16 protein-coding genes are annotated in these 21,158 nt (G+C 70.6%); 13 read left to right on the forward strand and 3 right to left on the reverse strand.

Translation table 11 applies throughout. The features are described from left to right. Nucleotides 1–69 precede the first annotated feature (69 nt). Complete coding sequence (locus ABZV40_RS08530) at nucleotides 70–1,452, reverse strand: lysine 2,3-aminomutase (RefSeq protein ID WP_355437573.1); 1,383 nt, start codon at nucleotides 1,450–1,452, stop codon at nucleotides 70–72. Between the two features lie 130 nt (nucleotides 1,453–1,582). Between ABZV40_RS08530 and ABZV40_RS08535 the strand changes: the two genes are divergently transcribed. Together ABZV40_RS08535 and ABZV40_RS08540 are read left to right on the forward strand one after the other, a co-directional pair. After that, complete coding sequence (locus ABZV40_RS08535) at nucleotides 1,583–2,041, forward strand: FxsA family protein (RefSeq protein ID WP_355437575.1); 459 nt, start codon at nucleotides 1,583–1,585, stop codon at nucleotides 2,039–2,041. After that, nucleotides 2,038–2,598, forward strand: coding sequence for a GNAT family N-acetyltransferase (locus ABZV40_RS08540; protein WP_355437577.1), 561 nt, complete (start codon nucleotides 2,038–2,040; stop codon nucleotides 2,596–2,598). Before ABZV40_RS08535 ends, ABZV40_RS08540 begins: the two co-directional genes overlap by 4 nt. 146 nt (nucleotides 2,599–2,744) lie before the next feature. Here the strand turns inward: ABZV40_RS08540 and ABZV40_RS08545 are convergent, their stop codons facing one another. Beyond that, on the reverse strand, nucleotides 2,745–3,140 hold the full coding sequence (locus ABZV40_RS08545; protein WP_355437579.1) for an SsgA family sporulation/cell division regulator: 396 nt from the start codon (nucleotides 3,138–3,140) through the stop codon (nucleotides 2,745–2,747). A gap of 115 nt (nucleotides 3,141–3,255) precedes the next feature. On the opposite strand from ABZV40_RS08545, the gene ABZV40_RS08550 reads away from it, so the two are divergent. The 9 genes from ABZV40_RS08550 to ABZV40_RS08590 all read left to right on the forward strand — a co-directional run bounded on the left by ABZV40_RS08550 (nucleotide 3,256) and on the right by ABZV40_RS08590 (nucleotide 14,437). Continuing rightward, a complete protein-coding gene (locus tag ABZV40_RS08550; RefSeq protein WP_355437581.1) occupies nucleotides 3,256–4,215 on the forward strand; it encodes a TIGR03885 family FMN-dependent LLM class oxidoreductase in 960 nt (319 codons plus the stop codon). After that, the gene (locus tag ABZV40_RS08555) at nucleotides 4,212–5,705 is read left to right on the forward strand and encodes an alpha-amylase family protein (protein WP_355437583.1); all 1,494 of its coding nucleotides are present in this window, start codon (nucleotides 4,212–4,214) and stop codon (nucleotides 5,703–5,705) included. The genes ABZV40_RS08550 and ABZV40_RS08555 overlap by 4 nt, the downstream gene beginning before the upstream one ends. Nucleotides 5,706–5,775: 70 nt before the next feature. Continuing rightward, a complete protein-coding gene (locus tag ABZV40_RS08560) occupies nucleotides 5,776–6,786 on the forward strand; it encodes an L-erythro-3,5-diaminohexanoate dehydrogenase (protein WP_355437585.1) in 1,011 nt (336 codons plus the stop codon). Next, nucleotides 6,779–8,326 (forward strand): amidohydrolase, encoded by a 1,548-nt coding sequence (locus ABZV40_RS08565; RefSeq protein ID WP_355437937.1) that lies wholly within the window; start codon nucleotides 6,779–6,781, stop codon nucleotides 8,324–8,326. The genes ABZV40_RS08560 and ABZV40_RS08565 overlap by 8 nt, the downstream gene beginning before the upstream one ends. 4 nt (nucleotides 8,327–8,330) lie before the next feature. Next, nucleotides 8,331–9,899, forward strand: coding sequence for a lysine 5,6-aminomutase subunit alpha (locus ABZV40_RS08570; protein ID WP_355437587.1), 1,569 nt, complete (start codon nucleotides 8,331–8,333; stop codon nucleotides 9,897–9,899). Beyond that, nucleotides 9,896–10,639 (forward strand): OAM dimerization domain-containing protein, encoded by a 744-nt coding sequence (locus ABZV40_RS08575; protein ID WP_355437589.1) that lies wholly within the window; start codon nucleotides 9,896–9,898, stop codon nucleotides 10,637–10,639. The genes ABZV40_RS08570 and ABZV40_RS08575 overlap by 4 nt, the downstream gene beginning before the upstream one ends. Nucleotides 10,640–10,665: 26 nt before the next feature. Next, nucleotides 10,666–11,037: a hotdog fold domain-containing protein gene (locus tag ABZV40_RS08580; RefSeq protein ID WP_355437591.1), complete on the forward strand. Its 372-nt coding sequence runs from the start codon at nucleotides 10,666–10,668 to the stop codon at nucleotides 11,035–11,037. Between the two features lie 153 nt (nucleotides 11,038–11,190). Further along, nucleotides 11,191–11,562 (forward strand): GntR family transcriptional regulator, encoded by a 372-nt coding sequence (locus tag ABZV40_RS08585; protein WP_355437593.1) that lies wholly within the window; start codon nucleotides 11,191–11,193, stop codon nucleotides 11,560–11,562. A 64-nt stretch (nucleotides 11,563–11,626) separates the two neighbouring features. Beyond that, entirely contained in the window at nucleotides 11,627–14,437 is a 2,811-nt protein-coding gene (locus tag ABZV40_RS08590) for a M48 family metalloprotease (RefSeq protein WP_355437595.1), read from the forward strand. Here the strand turns inward: ABZV40_RS08590 and ABZV40_RS08595 are convergent. Beyond that, nucleotides 14,416–17,652 carry a hypothetical protein gene (locus ABZV40_RS08595; RefSeq protein WP_355437597.1) on the reverse strand — a complete coding sequence of 1,079 codons (3,237 nt, stop codon included), beginning with the start codon at nucleotides 17,650–17,652 and terminating at the stop codon, nucleotides 14,416–14,418. The genes ABZV40_RS08590 and ABZV40_RS08595 overlap by 22 nt on opposite strands. 292 nt (nucleotides 17,653–17,944) lie before the next feature. Between ABZV40_RS08595 and ABZV40_RS08600 the strand changes: the two genes are divergently transcribed. Together ABZV40_RS08600 and ABZV40_RS08605 are read left to right on the forward strand one after the other, a co-directional pair. Continuing rightward, nucleotides 17,945–19,111, forward strand: a complete 1,167-nt coding sequence (locus tag ABZV40_RS08600) for an acyl-CoA dehydrogenase family protein (RefSeq protein ID WP_355437598.1) — start codon at nucleotides 17,945–17,947, stop codon at nucleotides 19,109–19,111. Next, a complete protein-coding gene (locus ABZV40_RS08605; RefSeq protein WP_355437600.1) occupies nucleotides 19,108–21,156 on the forward strand; it encodes an acetate--CoA ligase family protein in 2,049 nt (682 codons plus the stop codon). Before ABZV40_RS08600 ends, ABZV40_RS08605 begins: the two co-directional genes overlap by 4 nt. Nucleotides 21,157–21,158 lie beyond the last annotated feature (2 nt).

The raw sequence follows: 21,158 nt of genomic DNA on the forward strand, positions 1-21,158 counted from the left end.
GACCAGGCAAAACATGCCGATGGGGTCGCCTTCGGAAGATGTTCCGAAAACGACCCCGTCGTGACCCTGTCAGGTCTGGTCGGTCCACCACTTCTGGCCGGCCTCGCCCAGCGTCGAGATCGGGTCGTAGTAGGGGTACCGGCGGTCCAGTGCCTCCGGGTCTTCGAGCTCGATCCCGGTCCGGTAGTTCTTGGTCCAGTAGGAAATCCCGAGCTCACGGTCGTATTCGGCGAGCTGGTGCACCCACCGCTTCCCGACGTACGGAACGTCGCACACGATGCGTGGCGTCGCGTACCCAGGCAGGTAGCCCATGATCGCGTGCTGCAGTTCCTGCGCCTCCCACACCGCCACCCGCCAGTGCTCGGCGTTGGGGATCATGTCGCACATGTAGAAGTAGTACGGCAGGATGTTCGCTTCCCCTTGCAGCGCAAAGCAAAGGTCCAGCAGGTCGTCCGGGGTCGCGTTGACGCCCTTCATCAGGACGCCCTGGTTGCGCACGTCCCGTACGCCGACTTCCAGCGCGGTGCGCGCGGCCTCGGCGACGAGGGGGGTCACGGACTGGGCGTGGTTCACGTGGGTGTGGATGGCGAGGTTGACGCCGCGGCGGGAGGCGGTGCGGGCCACTCGTTCCAGGCCTTCTACGACGCGTGGCTGGATCCAGTGCTGGGGGAGGCCGGCCAGGGCTTTGGTGGCGAGGCGGATGTCGCGCACGGTTTCGATGTCGAGCAGGCGCATGAGGAACGACTCGAGTTGCGGCCACGGCACGTTGGCCACGTCACCGCCGGAGACGACGACGTCGCGCACGCCTGGCGTCTTCTTCAGATAGTCGATCATCTGGTCCTGGCGGTCGACCGGCTTCAGCGAGAGCTTGTGCTTGTCGATCAACGGCGTGGAGTTGCCGACCAGGTCCATGCGGGTGCAGTGCCCGCAGTACTGCGGGCAGGTCGACACCATTTCGGCGAGGACCTTGGTCGGGTAGCGGTGGGTCAACCCCTCGACGACCCACATCTCGGCCTCGTGCAGCGAGTCGCGCTGGGAGTGCGGGTGCGACGGCCACTGCGGGTCCCGGTCCGAGCGGACCGGGAGCATGTAGCGGCGGACCGGGTCGGCGAGGAAGGCGTCGGTGAAGTCGGAAGGTGCCGCGTCGACCGCCATGGTGTTGAGCATCTGCGGCGGGATCAGCATCGACATGGTCGCGAAGGTTTCCTGGTCCGCGGCCAGGTCGTCGTAGAACTTCTCGGTCAGCAGGTCGCCGGTGACCTTGCGGAGCTGCTTGACGTTCTTCACGCAGTTCACCCGCTGCCACTGGGCGTCGCGCCACTGCGCCTCGGTCACGTGGGACCAGCCCGGGAAGCGCCGCCAGTCGGGCTCGACCAGCTCACGGCGCACGTACGTGTACGGCTGGCGGTCCAGCCGTTCCAACGCCGTGGGGGCGTCGTGCAGCGCAGTCATCCGTACTCCTCTGCGTCGAGGTCGCGTAAAGATATCCTGTCATACCGCTAGCTTGCCGTAAATATTTCTGCTTGAGGCCTGGTGGAGGGCGGTGCGGGAGCAATTCGGGCGGCTCGCGCGTTGTCCGGGTATGCCTGTCTTCGCCCTGGTGCTCGTGGGGATGTTCGCCGAGATCGCGGTCATGATCGCCGTTGGCAACGCCATCGGCGGGCTGTGGATGATCGCGCTGCTGCTGGTCGGCACCCTGGTCGGGTTGCAGCTGGTGCGGCGGCAGGGGGCGCAGACGATGGCCGCGTTCTCCGAGGCCGTGTGGAAGCGGCGGCAGCCGCACCAGGAGATGGCGGACGGCGTGCTCATCGCGGCCGCCGGTGTGCTGATCATGGTGCCCGGGTTCATCAGCGACGTGGCCGCGTTGTTCCTGCTCTTCCCGCCCACGCGCAGGCTGGTGAGCCGGCGGATCGCGCGCAGGGCCGAGGCGGCGGCGCTGAAGTTCGAGCACGAGCGGCGCTTCGGGCCCGGTCAGGTCGTCGAGGGCGAGGTCGTGGACGTCGACCACGTGGTGGTCACGGATCGGCGCGAGCTGACGTGATCCGCGCGTACCGGCCCGCTGACCTGGACGCGCTGTACGACATCTGCCTGGACACCGGCAACGGTGGGCTGGGCGCGCGCCATCTGTTCGATGACCCGCGTCTGCTCGGTCACGCGTACGTCGGTCCGTATGTGGCGTTCGCGCCGGATCTCGCGTTTGTCGCGGAGGACGACGAAGGTGTCTGCGGGTACGCGATCGCGGCCGCCGACAGCGAGGCCTTCGAGGAGCGGATGGAACGCGATTGGTGGCCTGACCTGCGCCTCCGTTATCCGTTGACGCCCAAGGCGAACCGGGTCGTGCGGCACATCCACGAGCCGGTGCGGGTGAATCCGCTGCTGGCGCTGGACTATCCGGCGCACATGCACGCGAACCTGCTGCCCCGCGCGCAGGGCAAGGGGCTCGGCGGCAAGCTCGTCCGCGCCGTGCTCGAACGTCTGGAGAAGGGCGTTCATGTGCATGTGCGGCACCACAACAAGCAAGGCATCGGCTTCTGGGAACACCTCGGCTTCCGCGTGATCGACTCCGCGGACAAGCTGGTGCTGGGCCTGCGGCTTTGAGCGGCTTGCCGGCGGTCTTGTCCGCGCCCCCGTCTACCGGGCAGTTACGTGGATGAAGGGCGCCTTCCTCCACCTGGGGTGGATGAAGGCGCCCTTCATCCACCCCACCAGACGGCGAGTTGCGGACCCGACTTCCGGCTGTCTGCTCAGGCGAGCAGGTCCTTCAGCAGCAGGTCGAAGTCGACGACCTCACGCCCGGCAGGCACGGCCGCGTAGGTCGACTCCAGGAACCGGCGCAGATCGGTGGCGGGCAGGTGGAACACCGCGTGCGAGTCCTCGGTGAAGAGGTCCAGCACGAGAACGTCGTCGTGGTCGGGTCGCAGCCGCACGTCGCCGAGGCCCGCCGGCGCCAGCAGGCCGTCGGACAGGAGTTCGCGGCCGACCAGCCACGTCGACTCCTGGTCGCTGGTGTGGAACCGCAGCGTGACGGCGTGCGGATCGTCCGAACGGTAATGGAGGTCGACGTTCATCGGCTCGACCGTGCCGTCCGGCCGGATGAACTCGACGACGGTGGCGGTGCCGATCCGGGTCTCGTTGAACATCGCCGTTCTCCTCCGCTGCGAGGGTGCTGACATCCACACGGATGCCGTTCGGGATCGGTTCAACGGTTCAGCGAGGAAAGTTCGCTCGTGTGTTGTGCGGGGTACCTGAAGGCGCATGACCGTTTACGGCATCCACGCTTCGCACGAGCAGATCCACCCCAACGGCCTGCTCACCGCCGTGCGCAGGGCCGAGGACGCCGGGTTCGCCGCCGCGATGAGCTCCGACCACTTCTCACCGTGGAGTTCGCGCCAGGGCCACTCCGGGTTCGCCTGGTCCTGGCTCGGCGCCGCGCTGCAGGCGACGTCGCTGCCGTTCGGCGTGGTCACGGCGCCCGGCCAGCGCTACCACCCGGCGATCACCGCTCAGGCGATCGGCACGCTCGCCGCGATGTTCCCCGGCCGGTTCTGGGCCGCGCTGGGCACGGGCGAGGCCAGCAACGAGCACATCACCGGCGACGGCTGGCCGCGCAAGGACGTCCGCGCCGCCCGGTTGCGCGAGTGCGTGGACGTGATCCGCGCACTCCTCAACGGCGAGGAGGTCAGCCACGACGGCCTGGTCACGGTCGACCGCGCCCGGCTGTGGACCCTGCCGGACGAACCCCCGCACCTGATCGGCGCCGCCGTCAGCCCGGAGACCGCGCGTTGGTGCGCCACGTGGGCGGACGGCCTGATCACCGTCAACGCGCCTCCTGAACGGTTGCACTCGCTCGTTGACGCCTACCGCGACGCGGGCGGCCGCGGCAAGCTCCACCTCCAGGTGCACCTGAGCTGGGCCTCCGACCAGGACACCGCGCTCAAGATCGCGCACGAGCAGTGGCGCACCAACGTGTTCCGCCCGCCGGTCTGCTGGGACCTGGAGCTGGCCGAGCACTTCGACGTCGTCGCCGAGAACGTCACGCCGGACGACGTGGCGAAGGTCGTCGACGTGTCGTCGGACCTGAAGTGGCACATCGAGAACCTGCACACCTACGCCTCACTCGGTTTCGAGGAGATCTACCTGCACCACGTCGGCCAGGACCTGATCCCGTTCGTCGACGCGTTCGGCGAGCACGTGCTTCCGGAGGTGACGAGATGATCCGCACGTCCGACGTCTGGTGGAAGAACGCCGTCCTGTACTGCCTGGACCCGGAGACGTTCTCCGACAACGGCTTCCGCGGCCTGACCGAGCGCATCGACCACCTGCACGAGCTCGGCGTCACGTGTCTGTGGCTGATGCCGTTCTACCCGACGGCCGAACGCGACGACGGCTACGACATCACCGACTACTACTCGGTCGACCCGCGGCTGGGCTCGCTCGGCGACTTCGTGGAGTTCGTCCGCGCCGCCCGCGACCGGGGCCTGCGCGTGATCGCCGACCTCGTCGTCAACCACACCTCCGACCAGCACCCGTGGTTCCACGACCCGGACAAGCGCGACTGGTACGTGTGGGCCGACGAGCCGCCCGCCGACGGCCCGCAGGGCATCACGTTCCCGGACGAGGAGAACAGCCTCTGGGAGTACTCGGAGCAGGTCGGCAAGTACTACCTGCACCGCTTCTACAAGCACCAGCCCGACCTCAACGTCTCCAACCCCGAGGTGCGCGACGAGATCGCGCGGATCATGGGCTTCTGGATGGAGCTCGGGCTGAGCGGCTTCCGCGTCGACGCCGTCCCGTTCCTGCTCGAACACACCGACCGCCTGGACGCCCTGGCGCTGCCCGACCCGCACGACTACCTCACCGACCTGCGCGCGTTCATGAACCGCCGCAACGGCGACAGCGTCCTGCTGGGCGAGGTGAACCTGCCGTACAAGGACACGATGGCCTACTTCGGCCAGGGCGTCGGCGACGAGCTGACCATGTGCTTCGACTTCGTGGGCATGCAGGCGATGTACCTGGCGCTGGCGCGGCGGTCGAGCGGCCCGCTGGTCAAGGCGCTGCAGGAACGTCCGCAGCCGCCGCGCGACGGGCACTGGGCGACGTTCGTGCGCAACCACGACGAGCTGACCCTGGACAAGCTGCCCGAGGACGAGCGGTCCGAGGTCTTCGCCGCGTTCGGTCCCGAACCTGAGCACCAGCTCTACGGCCGTGGCCTGCGCCGTCGCCTGCCGTCGATGCTGGGCGACGACTACCGCCGCATCCGCATGGTCTACAGCCTGCTGTTCGCGCTGCCGGGCACGCCGGTGCTGTTCTACGGCGAGGAGATCGGCCTGGTCGAGGACCTGTCGCTGGAAGGCCGGCTCGCGGTGCGGGTGCCGATGGACTGGGAGGCGGCGGCCCGGCAACGTCACGCGCCGGACTCGCTGCTGTCCTGGATGCGGCGGCTGATCGAGGCCTACCGCGAGTGTCCCGAGCTGGCGTGGGGCACCTTCCAGGTCCTCGACGTGGGCGACCCGTGCGTGCTCGCCCATCGCGCCGACTGCGACGGTGGCACCGTCATCGCCGTGCACAACTTCGCCGGCCGTCCGCTGTCGGTGCGGCTGGACGTGGACGGGTCCCTGACCGACGTCCTGACCGGTGACCCGTGCCTGCCGCAGCTGGAGCTGGACCCGTACGACTGCAGGTGGTTCCGACTGGTTTCAGAGTGAAGCTTGCGGGATCTTTACGCGCTACGTGAAGATATTGTCGAGACAGCGTCGTCGACCGAAGGATTTTCAGGTGAGCGCGTACGGACTGCACCGCGTCGTCGAGCCTCAGGGCGTCCTGCCGCAGCAGGCGTGGCGGCTCGACGCGGAACCGGTGCCCGCCGCCGACGAGGTGATCGTCGCGGTCGAGCGGCTCAACCTGGACGCCGCCTCGTTCCGGCAGCTCAGGGAGCAGCACGGCAGTGGCGCCGCGGTGCGGCAGGCCGTGCTGGACATCGTCGCCGAGCGCGGCAAGATGCAGAACCCGGTCACCGGATCGGGCGGCATGCTGCTCGGCACGGTGCTGGAGGTCGGGCCGGAGTCGCCGCTCGGGCTGAAGGCGGGCGACCGGATCGCCACGCTGGTCAGCCTCACGCTGACGCCGTTGAAGATCAACGACGGCCTGCAGGACTGGGACGGCGAGGACGAGCAGGTGCCGTGCCGTGGGACCGCGGTGCTGTTCGGTCGCTCCATCGCGGCCGTGCTGCCGGACGACCTGCCGAACGAGCTGGCGCTGTCCGTTTTGGACGTGTGCGGTGCTCCGGCGTTGACCGACCGTGTCGTGCGCAAGCACCCCGGCGGGTCCGTGCTGGTGCTCGGCGGTGGCGGCAAGTCCGGTTCGCTCTCTCTCGCGGCTGCGCGTCAGGCCGGTGCGTCGCGCCTCGTGGCGTTGGTGCCGACGGAGCGTGAGGCGGCGCAGGTCCGTGCGGCGGGCCTCGCGGACGAGGTCGTCATCGCGGACGCACGCAACCCCGTCGCCGTGGCCGAGGCGGTCGGCAAGCAGGTCGATGTCACGGTCGTGTGTGTGGACGTGCCGGGGTGCGAGCACGGCGCCATCCTCGCGACGGCGGACGGCGGCACCGTGATCTTCTTCTCCATGGCGACTTCCTTCAGCGCGGCGGCACTCGGCGCGGAGGGTCTGGCGGCGGACGTCGAGATGCTGGTCGGCAACGGGTATGTGCCCGGTCACGCCGCTTTCGCGTTGGACCTGATCAGGACCCAACCGGGTGTGCGGGCGCTGTTCGAGCAACGGCAGACTGCGTGACGTGAGTACGCAACTTCTGGTCGGTGGCCGCATCTACGCACCGGATGCCACCGCCATGGCCGTCACGGACGGCGTCGTCGTGTGGATCGGACAGGACTCGGTCGGCCGCGCGCTGCACCCCGGCGCCGAGGTCGTCGAGCTGAACGGTGCCTTCGTCGCGCCCGCGTTCGTCGACGCCCACGTGCACGCCACGAGCGCCGGACTGCTGTTGACCGGCCTCGACCTGACCCGGACGTCCTCGGTGGACGATCTGCTCCAGCAGGTCCGCTCCGCAGAGGGGCCGCTGGTGTGGGGGCACGGCTGGGACGAGACCCGCTGGGCGGAGAACCGGCCGCCGACGCGCGCGGAGATCGACGAGGCGGCTCAGGGCAAGACCGTCTACCTGTCGCGCATCGACGTGCATTCGGCCCTCGTCTCGTCAAACCTGATCACCGACGAGGCCCGCACGTCTGACGGCTTCTCCGAGGACGGCCCTCTTTCGCGTGCGGCCCACCACCACGTGCGTCGCACGGCCAAAGCCGTCATCACGCCGGAACAGCGCCAGGCCGCCCAACTGGCGTTCCTGCGTCACGCCGCGTCGATGGGCATCGCGTCCGTGCACGAGTGCGCCGGTCCGGACATCTCCGGCGAGGACGACCTGCGCGAGCTGCTCCGGCACGACGAGGGCCCCGAGGTCGTCGCCTACTGGGGTGCCCACGAGCTGCCGGGCGTTCCGGTGCGCGGCCTGGCCGGTGACCACTTCGTCGACGGCGCGCTCGGCTCCCGCACCGCCGCGCTGGTCGAGCCCTACGCCGACGCGGACACGTGCGGCGCGCTCTACCTGACCGCTCAGCAGATCGCCGACCACCTGGTCAAGTGCGCGGAACTGGGCGTGCAGGCGGGCTTCCACGTGATCGGCGACGCCGGCATGGCCGCGGTCGTCGAGGGCTTCTCGATCGCCGAGAAGAGCCTCGGCACGCCCGCGCTGGCGTCCGCGCGGCACCGCCTCGAACACGTCGAGATGGTCACCGCCGAGCAGGCCGAGCTGCTGGCCGGGTGGGGCGTCATCGCCTCCGTGCAGCCCCTGTTCGACGCCGAGTGGGGCGGCCCGACCGGCATGTACGCGCAGCGCCTCGGTGCCCAACGCGGAGTGGGGTTGAACCCCTTTTCCCGGCTCGCGGCGGCGGGCGTGGTGCTCGCGTTCGGTTCGGACACGCCCGTGACGGCCATCGATCCGTGGGCTGCCGTGCGCGCCGCGGTGCACCACAAGACCGAGGGCCACGGCATCTCGCCACGGGCTGCCTTCACCGCCCACACACGTGGCGGCTGGCGTGCGGCGGGCGTGGACGACGGACTGACCGGCACGCTGCAGCCCGGTGCGCCCGCGACGTACGCGGTGTGGGAGACCGGTGACCTCGTCGTCGCCGGGAGCGACTCGCGGGTGCAGCGGTGGTCGCTCGACCCGCGTTCCGGCGTGCCCGGACTGCCCGACCTGACCGGGCCCGCGCCCGTCTGCGTGCGAACTGTGCTGAACGGCCGGACTATCTACGAAAGGAAGTGACTTCATGGCGTTGCTCGACCTCGACCCGGAAGTGGTCGCCACCGCGCGCGAACTGGCGGCGCGGGCGGCCGAACCGGTGGTGTCCATCGCGAAGGCGCACACCACCGTCGCCGTCGAGCGCGCCACGCTTCGCCTGGCCGGCATCACCGGCGCGGACTCCACCCACCGCGCCGGTGACGTGCCGTGGGTCAACCGCGTGATCGACACGGTCCGCGAGCAGTGCGGGCTGGAGCACGGCGTGGTGCTGCCGGCGTTCCACGCGCTCAAGCAGCACGACCTCGGCACCCTCACCGAGCTCGCGGAGGCCGCGGCGGCGGGACAGATCCAGTTCAGGATCCCCACCGGCAAGGAACTGACGGCCGCGAAGAAGGCCGCCACGTCCGCGGTCGCCAAGGGCATCAGGACCGTCGACCGCAACCGGGCCCAGCGCGACAAGCTCGTCGCCAAGCTGGGCGACCCGGCGCAGCGGCCGTGGATCTACCTGATCGTCGCGACCGGCGACATCGACGAAGACGTCGTGCAGGCCCAGAACGCGGCACGGGCGGGCGCCGACGTCATCGCGGTGATCCGGTCGACCGGCCAGAGCCTGCTCGACTACGTGCCGGAAGGCGCCACGCACCACGGGTTCGCGGGCACCTACGCCACGCAGGAGAACTTCCGCATCATGCGCGCGGCCCTGGACGACGTGTCCAAGGAGGTCGGCCGGTACGTGCGGCTGACCAACTACGCGTCCGGGCTGTGCATGCCGGAAATCGCTGTCCTGGCCGGGCTCCAGCGGCTCGACATGATGTTGAACGACTCGATGTACGGCATCCTGTTCCGCGACATCAACCCGATCCGCACGTTCGTCGACCAGCGCTTCTCCCGCCAGGTCCACGCCCGCGCGGGCATCATCATCAACACCGGCGAGGACAACTACCTCACCACCGCGGACGCCGTCGACGCCGCGCACACCGTCACGGTGAGCCAGCTGCTCAACGAGCACTTCGCCCACGAGGCGGGACTGCCCGACCACCTGCTGGGCCTCGGCCACGCCTTCGAGATCAACCCGAAGGTGCCGGACTCGTTCCGCCTCGAGCTCGCGCACGCGCTGCTGGCCCGCGAGCTCTTCCCGGACGCGCCGCTCAAGTGGATGCCGCCCACCAAGCACATGACCGGCGACGTGTTCAACGGCTATCTGCTGGACGGGTTCTTCAACCTCGCGGGTGTCCTGACAGGACAGTCCATTCTGCTCGTCGGCATGATGACCGAGGCGGTCGTGACGCCGTTCCTGTCCGACCGCGACCTGGCCCTGCGGAACGTCCGGTACGTGCTCAACGCGGCGGGCAACCTCGCCGAGGACTTCCGCCCCGCACCGGACGGCCTGATCGTCAAGCGCGCCCACCAGGTCCTCGGCGAGGCCGTGGACCTGCTGGCACGCATCGTGGACGACGGCCTGCTCAACGCCATCGCCGACGGCACGTTCGGTCTGATGAAGCGCCCGGCGGACCAGGGCAAGGGTGCGGACGGCGTGGTCGAGAAGGCCGACGACTACTTCAACCCGGCTTCGGAGATGCTGGAGGCCTCGCAGTGACCAGGTACGTGCGGCCGTACGGTGACACCACCGGCGACGGCATGATCCAGACGTCGTTCACGCTGCCGATTCCCTTCGGCCCCAAGGCGGACGGCGCCGCGCAGCAGCTCGCGAACAAGATGGGCGTGGACCCCGCGATGGTGGTCCACTCGCATCCCGTCGGCGACAACTTCACGTTCTTCGTCGTCTACGGCTCGGTGAAGCACATCGTCGACCTGGACGAGGTCAAGGTCGTCGAGCGCGAGTACCCGCTGCTCAGCCCGGCCGAGGTCAACACGACGCTCAAGAAGGTGTTGCGGCGCAAGCTGGTCGTGGTCGGCGGGTGCATCGGCACGGACGCGCACACCGTCGGCATCGACGCGATCCTCAACATCAAGGGCTTCGCGGGCGAGAAGGGCCTGGAGTACTACCGCGAGCTGAAGGTCGTGAACCTCGGCGCGCAGGTGAGCGTGCCCGAGCTGGTTCGCCGTGCCCGCGCGGAGAAGGCCGACGCCGTGCTGATCTCGCAGGTCGTCACGCAACGGGACGCGCACATCCTGAACACGCAGGAGATGTCCGCGGCGTTCCGGGAGGCGATGGGGGACAGGCGGCCGCTGCTCGTCGCGGGCGGCCCGCGGTTCGACCCGCTCATGGCCGCGGAGCTGGGGGTCGACAGGGTGTTCTCGCGCGGGACCACGCCGGGTGAGGTCGCGAGCTACCTGGTGCACGCCGTGCAGGAGAAGAAGGGGGTCGCCGCGTGAGCGGGGCTTTGGTCGAAGGTTTTTCGGTGACACACCGCCGTTATGTGCCGCACTCGCATGCGCACTACGGCGGCAACCTGGTCGACGGTGCCTACGGGCTCGGCATGTTCGGTGACGTCGCCACCGAGCTGCTGATCCACACGGACTCCGACGAGGGGCTGTTCGCGGGGTACAGCTCGGTCGAGTTCGCGGCGCCGATCCAGGCCGGTGACGTCATCGAGGCCACGGCGACGTTGGTGCGCATCGGAAAACGCTCGCGGGAGATCGAGTTCGAGGCGCGCGTGGTGTGCCGGTCGGCGCCCGATCGCGGCCCTTCGGCTGCCGACGTGCTGGCTGAGCCGATCGTCGTGACGCGCGCCCGCGGCACGGTCGTCGCACCGAAAGCCGCGGAAGGGTAATTGAGACACTGTCGTCTCGTTGCCCATCGTGCGTCATTACACGCCCAATGGCACAAAGCTCTACGTGCAGATGGGCGCGGACCAGACCAATCTCCGCTGATTCGACCGCAACCTCAGCCGCATTCCCCCGTTGGTCAACACAGAGGTAGTTACATGCGGGGAGGACGGGACGCGGTGAAGATCGACTACCAAGGAGACATGCCTCCGTACGAGCAGGTGCGAGTGCACTACGCGCACGCCATCTCAAATCGGGAACTGCCGGTGGGCGCCAAACTGCCCACGGTGCGGGCATTGGCGAAAGACCTGGGTCTGGCGGTCAACACGGTGGCCCGCGCCTACCGCGAACTGGAGGAGGCGGGCCTCGTCGAAACCAGGGGCCGCGCCGGCACCGTGGTGAGCGCCAACGGCGACAACAACCGGGAGCGCGTCCGTGCGGCGGCGGCCCAGTACGCGTCGATGTCCGCGGAACTGGGCCTGTCGTCGCAGGAAGCCCTGGAGATCGTCCGCGCGGCCCTGAGGCCTTGATCCGTTGGGGTGTTCTGCCGCCGAACCCGCTTCCTCGCGCGGTGCGGGCAGCACACTGGCTCGGGTGACGGTGGGGGCGGTCCCGCGGCGCGGGGACGAACGGGTGATCGGCGCGGGCACCACGGTGCGGTTCGTGCTGTTGATGGTGCTGCTGTTCGTGGCGAGCGGCGCGATGATGCGCGACGTCGTCGGCGGCGTCTCCGGTTCGGACGGCGTGGGGTGCGTGCTGGCCGGTGGCGCCGATCCCGACTCGGGCGCGGTCCAGGTGGAACTGGTGCTGCTGCAGCAGTCCTCGGCGATGAACGAGTGCATGGCCCGGTACCAGCCACCGCCGCCGTGGTGGGTGGTGCTGGGGTGGCCGGTCGTCGTGCTGCTCGGCGCCCTTCTGCTGTTCCGCGCGATTCCCGCGTGGCGCACGCGTTCGCGGTGGGTGAAGCCACTGGACGACGATCACGCGGCGCACCGGCTGGTCGCCGAGGCGGCCGAGACGGCGGGGCTGGCCGCACCACCGCGGCTGGTGGTGGATCCGACCAGGGGCGTGGCCGTGTACGGCAGCAACCGGCGGCCCACGCTGAGACTGAGCGCGGAACTGCTGACCCGCGCCACCACCGACCCGGAGCGCTTCCGGGGTGTGGTGCTGCACGAGCTGGCACACGTCCGCAACGGCGACGTCACCCTGCACTACGTCACCGCCGCGCTGTGGCGGATGTTCCTCGGCGCGGTGCTGGTGCCGTACGCGGTCTGGGCGGTCGCGTCGCTGGTCCAGCCGACCTGGTGGTCGAGCGAGCAGCCGGTCGAGGTGCGCCGGATCCTCCTGGTGGTGCTGCTGGTCGTGCTGGTCTACCTGGCCCGCGCGGACGTGCTGCGCAGCCGCGAGGTGTGCGCCGACCTCGCCGCCGCGCGCTGGGGTGCGCCGGACCGCGTCTGGGAGGCCGAGGCACCAGTGCCGGCCAGGCGGTGGCTCGCGTCGTTCACCGAGCTGTGGCGCACGCACCCGCGGCTGGACCTGCGCCGTGCCGCGCTGGCGGGCACCGGGGAGCTGTTCGGCCTGCGGGCCCTGCCGATGTTCCTCACCGGCGTCGCCGCGACGCTGGTGAACCGGCAGGTGCTGGCGTACCTGCAGAACTACCTGGCCGAGAGCGGTCTGCTGGGGTGGGCGAGCCAGTCGCTGGTGCTGGTGTCGTCTGGGCTGGTCGTCGGGGTGGTCGGGATCGCGTTGTGGCGCGCCGTGGCGCACGCGGTGCTGACCTCCCGGCCCGCGCCCTCGGGTGCCCGGATCGGGTGGTGGCTCGGCTGCGGGCTCGCGGTGGGTGAGCTGTTCCTGGACCGGGTCGCGGTCACCGAGTGGCTGCCACCGCACCCGGAGCTCCTGGTGCTCGTCGCTCTGGCGGGGGTGGCGGTCAGCTGGTGGATCGGTCAGTGCGCGCACCTCTGGGCCGCGGTCCGGCGCGCGACCAGGTGGGCGATGATCGCCGCGCTGGTCGCCGCCTGGCTGGCACTGGCGTCGTGGTTCGCCTGGTGGCAGAGCAGTGGCGCCGTGCACGCGTTGCTCGGCCTGCTGATGGACACCGGTCAGGTGCGGGAGGTGCTCCTGCGGGGCCTGGGTGAGCCTTCCGCGGGACAGGCGCTGATCGTGTCCGCGCTCGCCGCCGTCTTCCCGGTGCTGGGCGGCCTGTACGACCCGGTGCTGGGCCTGGTGGCGGTGAGCGCGCTGTGGATCGTGCCGCTGCTGGCGTGGACCGTGCGTCCGCCGGACGGCACACCGCGCTGGCTGCGTCCCGTTCTCGACGACGCGGGAGTCGTCGCCGTCGAAGAGCCACCGATACCGCCGCTGCGCCGGGTGGTGCGGCCGGGCCTGGCCGGTGGTGCGCTGGCCGGTGCCGCGGTGCTGGTGCTGCAGGCCTACCTGCACACCTGGCTGCCGGTGGCCAGGGGAGCGGGCCCGTTGTTCGTGCTCACGTACCAGGCGTCCGTGCTGGTGGTGATCGTCGTGGCGGCCGTGCTGTCCGCGGTCGTGGCCGCCGCGCGGGCGGGCCGCCACCGGTTGCCCGTCGCGCTGATCGCCGCCCAGACGGCGGTGGTGACCGGGTTCGCGGTGGCGCTCGTGTTCACGTCCTTCGACGGCTGCGTCGAACCGCTGAGGATGAACACCGAAGCGGTCTGCCGCCCGCACCTCGCGATGTCCTCCTTCGTCGTGCAGTTCACGCTCGTTCCCGCCGTTCTGGTCGCCGCGATCGCCGCGTTCGTCGTCGCGGGCGTCGTCCGGGGTGCGCGCGACTTGCCGGCACGGGCACCGGGCACGCTGACCGCGCGGCGGCGGGTGGTCGCCGTGCTGTGCGTGGCCGCGGCCGCGATCACCGCCACCGGCCTCGTGCTGTGGCCTCAGCGCAACGGCGAGGTGACCGAGGCTCAGGTGGTGGAGGTGCTGGCGGCTCCGGCGGCCGCGCAGGTGAGCGCCCGCACGCACGCGGCACAGGTGTACGCGTGGAACCGCTACGGCGGCCTGGAGCTCAACCGGCGCCTGGCCGACACCATGAAGCGGCACGTGGCGACGCTGACCGAGCTCGGCTCCGGCACCGGCCCGGTCGACGTGTCGCCGTTGCGGCCCACCTGCACGGAGTTCGGGCGGATCGCGCGGGACGCGGAGCGGTACTTCCGCGTTCCCGACGCCGAAGCCCAGCAGCACTGGAGCCGGTACATCGAGCTGGCCAAGCGCGGCAGCACCAACTGCCTGACCGCCCTGGACGACGGCCCGGACAAGCTCCTCCTCCGTTCGTCGGACGAGCTGACGGACGCCATGTCGGCGGCGAACGCCACGCTGGCGCGGCTCACCCGCATCCACGACGCCTGGGATCAGGCGCAGGGCGGCCGGTAGTCCCTGCCCGGCAGGTAGTGCCGCCACTGCTGCTCGGTGATGGGGTCGCCGGCCGCGTTGCAGATCCCGGTGATGACGTGGTCGGGATCGGTGTCCCAGAGGTCGACACCGGCATTGGCGCGGACGACGGCGAGCGTGGTCCCGTCCGGGCTGAACGCGAGGTCGTAGAAGTGCTCGTACTCGCCGCCCGGCAGGTAGAACTGCTGGACGGGGTCGTCCGGGTCGGACACGTCCCAGATCTCCGGGCGGGTGGTGAACGTCGACCCGTGCTGTTCCATGCCGACCAACGCCACGCGCTTGCCGTCGGGGCTGAACGCCAGTCTGCCGCCGCCCACCTTCCGGTTGCCGACGGACGCCTTGACCGCGTCGCCCGGCAACCGGTGGTCCTTCACCCGCCACAGCCGCAGGGTCTGCGTGGAGTCGAAGGCGGCGAAGAGCGATCCGTCGGGGCTGTAGGCGAAGTCGACGGTGAGCCCCTGGGGCAGCGGTTTGCGCCACAGTTCGGTGGGGTGCGCGGGATCGCTGAGGTCGAGGGTGCGCAGCTGCTTGCCCGCGTCGGGGTCGTAGGGGAGTGCGGCGACCTCGCCGTGGGCCACGGTGGTGAGCACCGCGCCGTCCGGGGAGAACTGGACGCTCCACGCCTCGATCGGCAGCTTGGCGATCTGACGGGGCTGCGCGGGGTTCGCGAGGTCGAACAACCGCAGGCTCGCCGGCGTCTTGTTGCTCTTCGTCAGGCCGTTGACGTCGGAGATGACCAGCAACGGCTTGGTGGGGCTGAAAGCGATCGCACCGATGCCGTTGTCCAGGTCGTCGATCATGGCCAGCGGCGGGCCGCCGGGGTTGTCTGTGTTGCGCAGGCTGACGCCGACTGACTTGCCGTTGTCGTACAACTCGGGCATCGCGAGCATTTCGCCGTTCGCGCTCAACGCGATGGAGCCGCCGGTGAACATGTCCGGTGCCGGTGCGGTGTACAGCTTCTGCGGCTTGACCGGGTCGCTCACGTCCCACAGGCTGTTCGCGCCGGGGTTCTGCACGGCGACGAGCTGCCGGTCACCTGCCCTGCGGTAGGCGAGCTGCGCGCCGGTTCCCGGAACGCTGGGCAGGAAGCCCTTCGCGCCCGGCTGGTCGGGGTTGCCGAGGTCCCACACGTAGACGCCGACCGCGTCGACCTGCAACAGCCGTCGTCCGTGCGGGTCGAACACGACGGGACCCGGCTGGAGGTCGCCGCGGTCCGAGGCCGTGGACTTCGACAGCAGTCCCGGCGCCGGTTCGGTGGTGTGGTTCAGCACCGTCCACTTGGTGCCGCACACGACGGCCAACTGGTTGCCGTGCGGGCTGAACGCCAGTGAGAGCACGGGGTCACCGCGGCACGGGCCGGGGCTGAAGCTGCCGTCGTCCTCGTAGGGAATCCGTTGCGGTGCGGCAGGTTTGTCGAGGCGCCACACGTTCGGGCCCGGCGTGTCCGGTGCGGCCGGGGTGGCCAGCAGTCGCCCGGTCTGGTCGAACGCCACGCGGTGCAGCGGCTCCCTGGCGTTGCGGCGGATCGTGAACGGCTCTCCGGACAGCGACGCGACGGGTTCCGGGCGGGCCGGGTCGACGACGTCCCAGAGCCGGATCTGCCCGTCCGTGCTCGTGGACGCGAGCAGGCCGCCCCGTGCCGCGACGGCGAGCGAGTCGACCGGTGCGCCATGTCCCTCCAGCTTCGGCAGCGGTTTCGGTGCGCCCGGGTCGGCGAGGTCCCAGATCAGGATCGCCCCCGCGTCCGTGCCCGCGTAGAGGGTGTCGTCGCTGAACGCGAGCGCACGGACCACCGCGGGCATCGGCACCTCCGCGGTCTGCCGCGGGCGCGACAGGTCGCCGACGTCGTAGAACCGCAGCACTCCCTGCCTGGCGTCGGTGCCGGTGAAGTGCGCCGCCGCGAGCTTGGTGCCGTCCTCGCTCACCGCGACGGCGCCGCTGGTGATGTCGCCGATCCGGCCCCGCCGGTCGTTGGCGCGCAACATGATCTCGTCGACGGCGACGATCGCCATGAGCTCGCCGTTGCCGACGACGTCCGTGACGACCTTCTCGTCGGCGATGACGCCGGGCGTGCGCTGACTGTCGAGCATCGCCCGCCGGCCCGCGTCGCGGTCGAGCCGGTAGGCCTGCACACCGAGCTGCTTGGCCAGCCCCGGTTTGCGGTCGCGCAGGAACTCCGCCTCGGCCGCGAGGAACCGCGCGAGGTCGCGGTCGCGGGCCTGCTCGGCCTGCCGCGCGAACTTCGCCGCGCCCACCAGCCCGGCGGGTGCCAGCACCGCGAGCACCGCCAGCACCGCGATGACGGTCCGCCGACGCGTCCGCCTCCCTTGCCCGCCGCGCCAGGACGCGTCCATGAACGCGGTGGTGACGGCATCGAGGTCGGTGGCGCGGCTCGGTGACGCCGCGGCGCGCCGGTTCGCCTCCGCGAGCTGGTCCCCTTGGTACAACAGGGATTTCGGGCGTCCGGCGTCGTGCCACCGGTTCGCGTCAGCTGTGAACTGACGGCGTGCGTGCTGCCAGTCCCGTTCGGCGTCGAGCCACTCGGCGAGCCGGGGCCAGGTGCGACTGATCCGCACCGCGTTCCCGGTCCTGGTGAGCAAACCCGCCTCCGTCAGCAGGTCGAGAACCCGTTGCGCTGCCCGCACGTCCGGCAGACCGGCGGTCAGCTCGCCGGGCGGCGCGGAGATCCTGAGGTCCGGACTCCCGTCGCCGAGCCGGACCAGCCGGGGCAGCATGCGCCGCGCGGCTTCCTGTTCGTGCGCCTGGAGTTCCGCGTACAGCTGCTCGGGGTCCGGGCCCGGCTCTTCCGGTGTGCTCGGCTCGACCAGGAACTGGTTGTCCCGCAACGTCTTCGCGAGCTCCGGGTGCTCCGCCGCCGGGCGGTAGAAGTCGGCGTCGAGGGCCAGCACGACCGTGGTGCTGCCGTCGAGGGCCCGCAGGAACGCCTCGCGCTCGTCCCGGCCGAGCGCGAACAGCTCTTCCAGCTGGTCGACGACCAGCAGGTCGGCGGGTTCGGGCGGGCCGGTGAGGGGCGTGACCAACCGCCAGGACCGCTCCTGCTCGGCCAGCAGCGCGGTGTGCAGCAACGTCGTCTTGCCCGAGCCGGCCGGGCCGACGAGGATCAGCCGGCCCGGTCTCACCGCCGCGGCTCGCAGGTCGTCGGCATCGAACGCGTCCGGCCCCAGGTGCGGACTCACGGATCTCCTCCCCAGCGTGATCCCCCGGCAGTGATCAAGAAGGACCATGGCACGGTGGGATACCTCCGCGGGGGCGCTTTCCACCGATTGGCCGAGCCTGAGTGGCAGTCGTGTCGCGGGATGCTCCATGCAGGTGATCACCGCGTCCGCGAACGCTCACCGCACACACTCGAACGCGCCCTGAAAGAGGTGGTCAGTCACCCGTTCGCGACCCTGCTGATGCGTCTTGACAGAGCTAGGCTGCCCCGTGGATCGTGAATAACTGATTCGTCAGTCAATTTAGGGGTGCGAGATGGGGCGGACCGTCAGGGACGGCCTGCGGCTCACGGCCGAACAGCAGCAGTTCGTCGAACTGGCCCGCAGGTTCGCCGCCGAGGAGATCCGTCCGCGGGGGCGCGCCGTCGACGAGGCCGACACCGAGTCGCCGCTCGACGTGTGGGAGAAGGCGTCGCGGCTCGGCCTGACCTCGTTCATGATCCCGGAGAAGTTCGGCGGCGGAGGCGTCACCGACCTGCTCACCCAGGTGCTCGTGCAGCAGGAGCTGTGCCACGGTGACATCGGCATCGGCAACCTGATCACGTCCAACGGCTTCTTCAGCGCGCCCGTCGAGCACCTCGGCACGCCCGAGCAGCAGGAACGGTTCCTCAGTCCACTCGCGACCGGGCAGCCGCCGCTGACCGCCGTCGCCGTCACCGAGCCCGGCAGCGGGTCGGACGCGGCGAGCATCCGGACGTCGGCGCGGCGCGACGGCGACTCGTACGTCCTCAACGGACAGAAGACCTGGATCTCCAACGCCCCCTACGCCGAGATGTTCGTGATCTTCGCGACCGTGGACCCGTCGTTGCGCTCGCGCGGCGTCACGGCGTTCGTGGTGCCCCGGGACACGCCGGGGCTGGCGGTCGGGCCGCCGTTTCGCAAGATGGGGCAGCGGGCGATCGTCAACGCCGAGGTGTTCCTCGACGACGTGCGCGTGCCGGTCGGGAACCGGCTCGGTGACGAAGGCCAGGGGTTCGCCGGCCTGATGCGCACGTTCGACGCCTCGCGGATCCTCATCGGTGCCGCCACGACCGGGCTGGCGCGCGCCGCGCTGGACTTCGCCTCCGACTACGCGCGCGAACGGGTGCAGTTCGGCGTGCCGATCATCCAGCACCAGGCGGTGGCGTTCCGGCTCGCCGACATGGCCACGCGCGTGGACACCTCGCACCTGCTGACCGTGCGCGCGGCGACGCTGTACGACGAGGGGCACGCCGTGGCGCAGGAGTCCGCGATGGCGAAGCTCGTCGGTTCGGAAAACGCCATGTGGTGCACGCACGCGGCCGTGCAGACGTTGGGCGGCTACGGGTACTCGCGCGACTACCCCGTCGAGCGCTGGATGCGGGACGCCAAGCTGGAGGAGATCGAGGAAGGCACGTCGGACATCCAGCGCCTCATCATCTCGCGCGGCGTCGGTGCGAGATGATCTTCTCCGATCCCGCGTCCGTCGCCGTGGTGGGGGCGAGCGACGATCCCGCCAAGTGGGGCCACTGGCTGGCTCGCGGCGCTTTGACCGGCCGGTCGCGGCGTGCCGTGCACCTCGTGAACCGCGGTGGCGGCCCGGTGCTGTCGGTGCCGACCGTGCGGTCGCTGTCGGAGCTGCCCGAGGCACCCGAACTCGTCGTGCTGGCGGTGCCCGCGGCGCACGTGCCCGCCGTGGTGGACGAGGCGCTGGCCGTCGGCGTGCGCGGGTTCGTCGGCATCACGTCCGGCATCGACGACCGCGTGATCGGCCGGATCCGGGCGGCGGGGGCGCGCCTGCTCGGGCCGAACTGCCTGGGCGTGTTCGACGCGGCGACGTCGTTGCACCTCGCGTGGGGACGGTTCCAGCCCGGTTCGCTGGGGGTGGTGTCGCAGAGCGGGCAGGTCGGGCTGGAGATCGCGGGACTCGCGGCGGCGTCCGGCATCGGGGTGTCGCGGTTCGTGTCGGTCGGCAACCAGGCCGACGTGACGGTCGCGGAAGCGTTGCTGGACCTGGTTTCCCACGACCTGACCACGGTCGTCGGCGTGTACCTGGAGAGCTTCGGTCCGGGCGTCGTCGCGGCGATGTCCGAACTGCGCGCCGCCGGGAAACCGGTGGTGTTGCTGACGGTCGGGTCTTCTTCCGCCGGCCGTGCAGCGGCCCGCTCGCACACCGGTGCGCTGGCGTCCTCTTTGGACGTCGTGGACGCGGCGTGCCGTCGTGCCGGTGCCGTGCGGGTGGCGACGCCCGCCGCGCTGGTGGACCTGGCTGCGGTGCTGTCCTCGGGGGTGCCGCGCGGGCGGCGGGTCGGGATCATCTCCGACTCCGGCGGTCAGGGTGCGATCGCGGCGGATTTGGCCGTGGCGGCGGGACTCGCGGTTCCTGCTCTGTCCTCTGTGGACGGACTGCCGGCGGCCGCGCGGAACCCGGTCGACCTGGCCGGGGCGGGGGAGCGGGACCTGTCGAACTACGCCCGCGCGGTGGAGGTGCTCGCGCGCGGAGGTGAGGTCGACACCGTCGTGTTGTCCGGCTACTTCGGCAGCTACGGAGCGGACACGCCGTCCCTGGAGGCCGTCGAGGTCGCGGTGGCGGACCAGATGTGTTCGGTGGCAAGGGAAACCGGTGTTCTGGTCGCCGTCCACAGCATGTGCCCGGACTCCGCGGCGGTGCGGACGCTCCGGGCCGGTGGCGTGCCGGTGCACCACACGATCGAGCGGACCGTGACCGCGCTCGGTGACGCGACCCGGTTCGGCGCGCTGTCGCGGCCGGGCGGCGGACGTGCGGGCGGCCCGGAACTGTCGGTGCCGGCTGGGAGAATTGAATCAGGGGACCCCTGCGGAGGGGACCCCTGCGCGAGCCTGCCGTACCAGGCGGGCTACCTCGCCGCCCGCGAGCTGCTGAGCTTCGTCCGGTTCCCCAGGGCGCACGCCGTCACGAGCGCCGCCGAGGTCAAGGCCACGCCCCTCGACGGCCCGTACGCGCTCAAAGCCGACTGGCTGGCCCACAAGAGCGAGCACGGCGGAGTGCGGCTGAACCTCACCGACCCGGCCACGGCGTTCGAGGAGATGGAGGCCAGGCTCGGCCCCGGGACCTACGTCCTCGAGGAGATGGACACCCGCGAGCACACCGTCGAGCTGATCGTCGGCGCGCGCCGGGACCCGTCGTTCGGCCCGGTGGTGCTCGTCGGCGCCGGCGGCGTGCACGCGGAGCTGGTCAACGACACCGCGCTCGAGCTCGCACCCGTGACATCGGCCACCGCACGGGAGATGCTGGCCCGCCTCGTCTCCGCCCGGCTCCTGTCGGGCTGGCGCGGCGCCCCCGCGGCCGACGTGACGGCGTTGGCCGAGGTGATCGCCCGGATCTCCGCAACGCTCGCGGCCAGACCGGACCTGGCCGAGATCGAGCTGAACCCCGTGCGCGTGGGGCCCGACGGCGTGATGGCCGTCGACGCGCTGATCATCCCTTCGGGGGACACGGTGAACGATACGGGCGGACGACGCGTGGCATGAGC

It is taken from the genome of Lentzea sp. NPDC004782, assembly GCF_040609115.1.
GTDB lineage: Bacteria > Actinomycetota > Actinomycetes > Mycobacteriales > Pseudonocardiaceae > Lentzea.